At 37.6% G+C, this 6,601-nt stretch carries 2 protein-coding genes, 1 pseudogene and 1 CRISPR repeat array; all 3 genes and pseudogenes read right to left on the reverse strand.

The window, feature by feature from the left end; genetic code table 11:
• Nucleotides 1-114 precede the first annotated feature (114 nt).
• Nucleotides 115-1,007: direct repeats of the CRISPR family, unit length 47 nt; unit sequence GTTGTGATTTGCTTTCATTTTAGTATCTTTGAACCATTGGAAACAAC.
• A gap of 107 nt (nucleotides 1,008-1,114) precedes the next feature.
• A complete protein-coding gene (cas2, locus tag C1A09_RS16030; RefSeq protein ID WP_101546180.1) occupies nucleotides 1,115-1,447 on the reverse strand; it encodes a CRISPR-associated endonuclease Cas2 in 333 nt (110 codons plus the stop codon).
• Nucleotides 1,447-2,376: a type II CRISPR-associated endonuclease Cas1 gene (gene cas1 / locus C1A09_RS16035; protein ID WP_101546182.1), complete on the reverse strand. Its 930-nt coding sequence runs from the start codon at nucleotides 2,374-2,376 to the stop codon at nucleotides 1,447-1,449. The genes cas2 and cas1 overlap by 1 nt, the downstream gene beginning before the upstream one ends.
• Nucleotides 2,377-2,426: 50 nt before the next feature.
• Nucleotides 2,427-6,458, reverse strand: a pseudogene (cas9, locus tag C1A09_RS16040) (type II CRISPR RNA-guided endonuclease Cas9); the annotation flags it as partial.
• Nucleotides 6,459-6,601 lie beyond the last annotated feature (143 nt).

A 6,601-nucleotide genomic window follows, 5' to 3' on the forward strand; every position in this document is an offset into this window, starting at 1 on the left:
GATTTCTATCTCTTGCAATACTATTTGCAAAAGTATAAAATCAAATCCCGGAAAAATTTTATTCGCGTAATGCATTAATATAAACTAATTTAAATCATGTCTGAGAAAATTTCTTTGGACAGTAGTGTTCATTTTAGTATCTTTGAACCATTGGAAACAACTCCTTACGTCAAACTTCCCACTGTCTATATGTTGTGATTTGCTTTCATTTTAGTATCTTTGAACCATTGGAAACAACGATACAGCAAGGCTTTTATTCCCCGATGCCGTTGTGATTTGCTTTCATTTTAGTATCTTTGAACCATTGGAAACAACTGCTTTTGCTTTCGGATTGTCCGCCCAGATGTTGTGATTTGCTTTCATTTTAGTATCTTTGAACCATTGGAAACAACATATCTGACAGCGTAGCGGTTCTTCCGTTGGTTGTGATTTGCTTTCATTTTAGTATCTTTGAACCATTGGAAACAACCCCGCAACAAATCTTTCTCCACTACATTGAGTTGTGATTTGCTTTCATTTTAGTATCTTTGAACCATTGGAAACAACTCCACTGCCGCAAGCAAGGATATGAATGACGTTGTGATTTGCTTTCATTTTAGTATCTTTGAACCATTGGAAACAACTTGGCAACAGGTGACCGAGGCGCTGCATTGGTTGTGATTTGCTTTCATTTTAGTATCTTTGAACCATTGGAAACAACGAAACGGTTATGCTAAAGAAGCATTAAAAGTTGTGATTTGCTTTCATTTTAGTATCTTTGAACCATTGGAAACAACGCTGAACCACTCGTTCATGTCGTTCACTGAGTTGTGATTTGCTTTCATTTTAGTATCTTTGAACCATTGGAAACAACTAAAGATAAAGTATTAGTTCTTAATAGAATGTTGTGATTTGCTTTCATTTTAGTATCTTTGAACCATTGGAAACAACCGTCTTTGCCATCCACGCTTCAAAATTTTCGTTGTGATTTGCTTTCATTTTAGTATCTTTGAACCATTGGAAACAACTGAATATTCATTACATTATAATATTCAACTAGTTACTACACCATTTAGAATTAAAAAAAGAAGTATGTTTCCCAGAAAAAATCCCGCCTAATAGCGGGATTTTCTTTTTAGAACAGCTCCAGTTGCTGTCCCGGAGTATTTACTTCCATAGTCTTCTTTCCATAAAAAAGTTCAATACTTCCGAATTGTTTATCCGTAATACACATAATTCCTACGTTTCCATGTTCAGGCAAGAAAGATTTAACTCTTTTTATATGTACCTCCGCATTCTCACTACTCGCACAATGACGAACATATATAGAAAACTGAAACATCGTGAATCCATCTTTTTGCAGTTTTTTTTTAAAATCCACATACGCCTTTTTATCTATCTTCGTCTCGGTAGGCAAATCAAACAATACAAGTACCCACATAATACGATATTCACTAAATCTGTCCATTACATCTCCGGATAAGATATCTTACGCAGTTCACCACTAAAACATTTATAGAGTGAAGCCGTTGTCTGCCCAACAGCCACCATTAACGGACTACGCTTTCCCGAAATATTAGTTTCTAATGTAGGAATAGCCAGCAACTGCGCTTTCAATTCTTTAGTCAGCTCAGTATAAGTATCATTATTCTTGCCTATGCCGTACACCAATCTATCCACATACGGACGATAAGGTTCCATTATATCATCTGCCAGACAATAAGCATTGTAACGATTATGATGGTGTATCCCCAACGTTGGCAAGAGTCCACTTGCAACCAGCCCACGAGCAACCACTGCTCGTAAAATAGCATATCCATAATTCAACAGATTATTAGGCGGAACCCCGTCCCTGTCTCTGGTAAATCCCTCTATCCTAAACAGATTCTTCCAATAATATGCTGCCGCACGAGCCTCTAAATTATCCGAATCCCCACTTTTCACATCAGCAGCCCAAACTTTCATACACCTTATTTCTTCCCCAGCACACTCCTTCAATACCACTGCCTGATTTTCTATCTTTGCCTTAATCGTCTGCTGCCAAAGTTGTTTCATCAACGGCAGAGAAGCATCAATTTGCTGTCTAAATCTCTCGTTCTGCGTAGTATTTCCATACAATGGAAGCATCAACCCAACCGGCATACTTTTTGTATCACAAGTGATGACTGCACAATTATTTTCAAGCAAAGCTTCCAGCACTCCCGAAGTAACGGTTATCTGTTTATTATCCAATACCACAATCCCAATGTCCTCTATTGGCTTAGTCACTTCAGCCCACTGTTTAAATCCTTCGGGCAAAACATCACTCTTGACTACCTCAGGAAGTTTAATTACCAATTGAGCATTCTTCAAAGACAAATAAACGGGATTACCAAAATAAAGTGTTTTCTTAATCATAGCACTCCGATTTATAGATTATTTATTCACCATTTTCTTATACTTTCATATTAATACTCCCCTATTGATACTATTTGTCCGATATGATTTACCCGGACTTTAACTACACCATTAACCCCATTTTTTCCACATCTTATCCAAGTAATGAATTTTAAATCATTTGAACTATTTTGTATGCTTGTCTCCAGATGATGTCTGAAGGTATAATCATTTGCACCAATCTTTTGTACCCTAAACAAATTAGGACTTATTAGTGCATAATTCTCAGGATCTAATAAATCAATCTCTTCAGGATTAAATCCTGTTTTCTCATTGGGAAATACAAAATACTCATTTTGCTTCATACTGAACAGGAACTTCCACCCTTCACTGTGCTTATATTCCTTATCAATAACAGGCTGGTCACATTTTATACGCGCCACCGCTTCAAAGAAGGACACCACCTTTTCCTCAAGTTCATATTTCGGGTTGCCTTGCTCATCCAACATAATCTGTCCGGTTTTATCCACAACAGGTTTTCTATAAATAGCCACATGATGATTGTTACCCGTGTTTACGAAATCGACAGGAATTTTTCTACCTCCTTCATCAAAGATCAGATTACCATCCTTGTCTCGTTTCTCATGTAAAGCCTGAGCCTTGTTGATACCTCTAATGGTAACGCGCTTTATCGATATTCCTTTTTCTTTATTCAGCCATATCGGATTCTCTTCTATATTAGAAAAGGCTTTTTGAGCATCTCCTCCATATTCTTCAAGGCGTTTTTTCAGAAGTGTACGTATCTTAGCATCTACAACTTTATCTATACTCAATTGAGGATCAATCGGTTTACGTATAGTATAAACAGTTTCAAACTCTACAATAGCCACTTTTTCCGGTACTTTTTCTATCTGTTTTTCATCAAGATAGACAGGATTCTTATCCAAGGAGTTTTTAAGCGTGAATGCTTTCTTCGGGTCATTGCCAAAAGCCTCCAAACGTTTTAATAAAGCAATCCGATAAGCCGGTTTGCTTACACGACTAATTTTATCGGCAGTAAAAGAAGCGTTCACTTTTTCTTCTTTTACAACATATCGTCGATGACTTCCATAGATAGTATCCAAATGCAACTGTCCACGGGGAGTTTGTTGCAGTTTTCTATTTTCTCCATCTTTTTTCTTCGTACGATTAATATTATTAGTCACTATTTTATTCTTGACTTTGATAGAAACCAGAATATTTTCCAAATGGTACTTTACCTCCATACGAAATGTCCTTAATGGTATAGGTGCAACAGCTTTCCCATTCCCGAAATATTTATTCCTTATTGCCGTTATATTTGCATGCTCTTTAGAGCCAGACATCCAAAAAGCATTTTTATTATTAAAGTACTGGATAAACACATCTTTAGTAAAAGCAACAGTCAACGCATCCATGGCATGATGCCGATGGTCATTTCTTTTACTCCAATCTTTGATTTTTTTAATTTGTCTGCCATCTTTATCTTCAAACATCTCTACCAAACCCAGTTTTTCATATTTTGGCAGATTCAGTTCTTTCATTATATCCACCAATTGCCAATCCTCGCGCAGCCTGTCGGTAATAGAACCGGTTGTAGCAACAACACGACGAGATATTTCACTCAACATCGACAACGCTTTCTTAGCAATATATTGGGTTTCCCGCAAATCACGTTCAATGAAACCTTCAGGAATATCCCGACTCTCCATTTTAAGTTTTTTCAACTTCGTTTTCTTATCCTTGAATAGCGCTTCGCAACGATTGAGATACTGCTGCAAACCCTCATCACCATATTTTTCTTTTACAAAGTCATAAGCCGTTTTATTACCTTTTTCTATGTTGATTGCCTTATACTCCAATGTCTTATTGGACAAAGAATCATCAAAAAGACGAGCTTGCGGAATAATATGTTCTATATCAATCTCTTTACTGAAAATCATTTCTTTGGGAATGTATTGATTTGAATAGAGCGTATGATATCCATTATCTTTCAATTCCTCATAAAGTTTATAACGGATAATGTCATTACGAGTAACGTTCATCATACCAAATTCTGTTTGAAGCAACTTGCGAATTGCCTCATGCTCCCGAGTATTTTGAGCAATGGATTTTGACAGTTCCTCTCTCTCTTTACGACTCTTTTTCAATTCCCGTGCCAATTCTACCCGAATCTCATCGGGTTTGCCGTATGTATCAATTATCGTATTGACAACATTGACCATCTGATTCAAGATTTTCTCAACGACCGGACTGCGCAAACTATTCTTGGGAAGCAATTCCAATTTATCTTTCAATATCTTATTCTTTATCTCTTCTTTAGTCAATGAAGATTGCGAATGTCGGTATCCTGCATATCCACAAGCAACATCATATTGATTCCCTTCTTTCAGATTAGGTAAAATTTTCTTTATCGCTTTTGCGCTCAAGTTTCCATAATCATCTTGAAAGGACACATTTGCCAGGATTTTGGCATATTCTTTCTGCACACCACAAAGTTGCATCAATTTTTCAATCAACTTACCGCTTCCCGTCTCCGTATTATCCCCTTCAAAAGAATACAGTAAATGCCAAAGTCTGAAATAAGGCTGCTTTTCCAGTTCTTTATCATCTTTACTCAAATCAATAGAGAGCAATCCAGTATTCCATCCTAAATCAGTAAATATGATTTTAAGCCTTTCGATTATATCATCTGCAGAAGCTTTAAAACTCACCGGTTCATAGCCATATCTTTCAATCATCTTGCTATATGCCGAGAAAAGTGCAAACCCCGTATGGTTGCCATCAATCTGCTTAAAATTCATATCCAACTCTTTCGGATTTTCAAACAGCAGCTTCAGAACTTCCGCTTTACTCATGCTTTCTCTGACAAAGAGTTCCTTAGCCAATAGTTCCTTTTCTTCCTCGTACAAATATCGTTTTCCTTCTGCCAATAAAGCATCTTCTGTCTCACTAAACAACGCGGATGACTGATTTGCCTTCTCACGTTTATCCTTATTTCCTGCTACAGACACTTTTATATCATTCAAAGTCTGCCATATCTTGAACTCCTGAAATAATGGATGCGAACGAGGGATTACCTTGCAACCGATAATTTTGGTTTTCTTCACACCATCTTTCTCCACTACAATTTCCCGTCTCTCGAACTCACATAGACTGATGAGTCCTTTTTGGCTTTTCAACCGGCGCTGGTAGAAGATGATGATATCACGAATTTCTTTCTTCAGTTCAGGAGTCAGTTCCGTGTGATATAAACGCTGTCTCTCCCATATCGCATCAAACTCGTCCATATAATCTTGCCGGTAGAAGACTTTATTACGCAAACTATAGTGAGGATTTTTATCCAGCTCGGCCATCAGATACTGGCCCACCGTCTGCTTATTGAAATAGAGTTCTTTACTACGGTCACTGATAGCGCCCAAATGCCCACTGGATGCAGTAATCTGTCCGTTAATTTCTTGCAGTACAATGGCCATCATTTCAAGATTCATCGGTTCGGAAAGAGCCTGCACACGCCAGCGATAATTTTCCAACTTCTGTTCATGTCCCTTGGTAGTCCGTTTGAGACCGACAAGTTTATATTCTTTCATTCTTACCTCTGTTCTCGCCTCCTCTTCATTCCAAAAAGAATCATTTCTTGTCCAGACGAAATACTTCGCTAATATAGCCCACGTCTGATTTTTATTCTTTCCCTTTACTTCCTCCTTCGCTGCGTCACAGAAAGCTTCCGGACTAAATTGTTTTTGAAAGTTCCATATCTTATCAAATTCATTTTGTAAGTCCGAGCGGTAAAATTCAGGTAAATTCTTCTTTCCAGCTTCAAGCAATTGCAAACACAATTCTCCCGGAGTTAGGTTCTCTACATACAATTTTTTCGCTACTTCCCTTCCGTCTATCAGCGCACCATCCTCACTCCCTTTAATTTTCCGGTTACTTTTATATCCGCGTTTTTTATTAATCATTAATAACACGCGCACCAATTCTTCCAAAGATATCTCTTCCTCCACCGCTTTTGCTCTTAAGCGATATGTTTCGAAAGTAGTTCTGTTTCCTTGTTCCGAGAGTAAAGTTTCATCATTAATAAAACCACATTCCTTTAATTCCTCAAATCCGCAACTAAGCTCTTCAGCGTCCTTCTTGCGTCTAAACGTCCTCTCATCACTGAATTAGCAGATAAATTGAGGCTGAAATACCCACTTCTGCCCACAATATCCCCTTGCCCCACTAT

The organism is Bacteroides cutis (assembly GCF_900241005.1).
Classification (GTDB): domain Bacteria; phylum Bacteroidota; class Bacteroidia; order Bacteroidales; family Bacteroidaceae; genus Bacteroides; species Bacteroides cutis.

Excerpts from the sequence above, each read along its gene's own strand:
- cas2 (WP_101546180.1), bottom strand. The coding sequence starts at position 1,447 with ATGGACAGATTTAGTGAATATCGTATTATGTGGGTACTTGTATTGTTT.
- cas1 (WP_101546182.1), bottom strand. The coding sequence starts at position 2,376 with ATGATTAAGAAAACACTTTATTTTGGTAATCCCGTTTATTTGTCTTTG.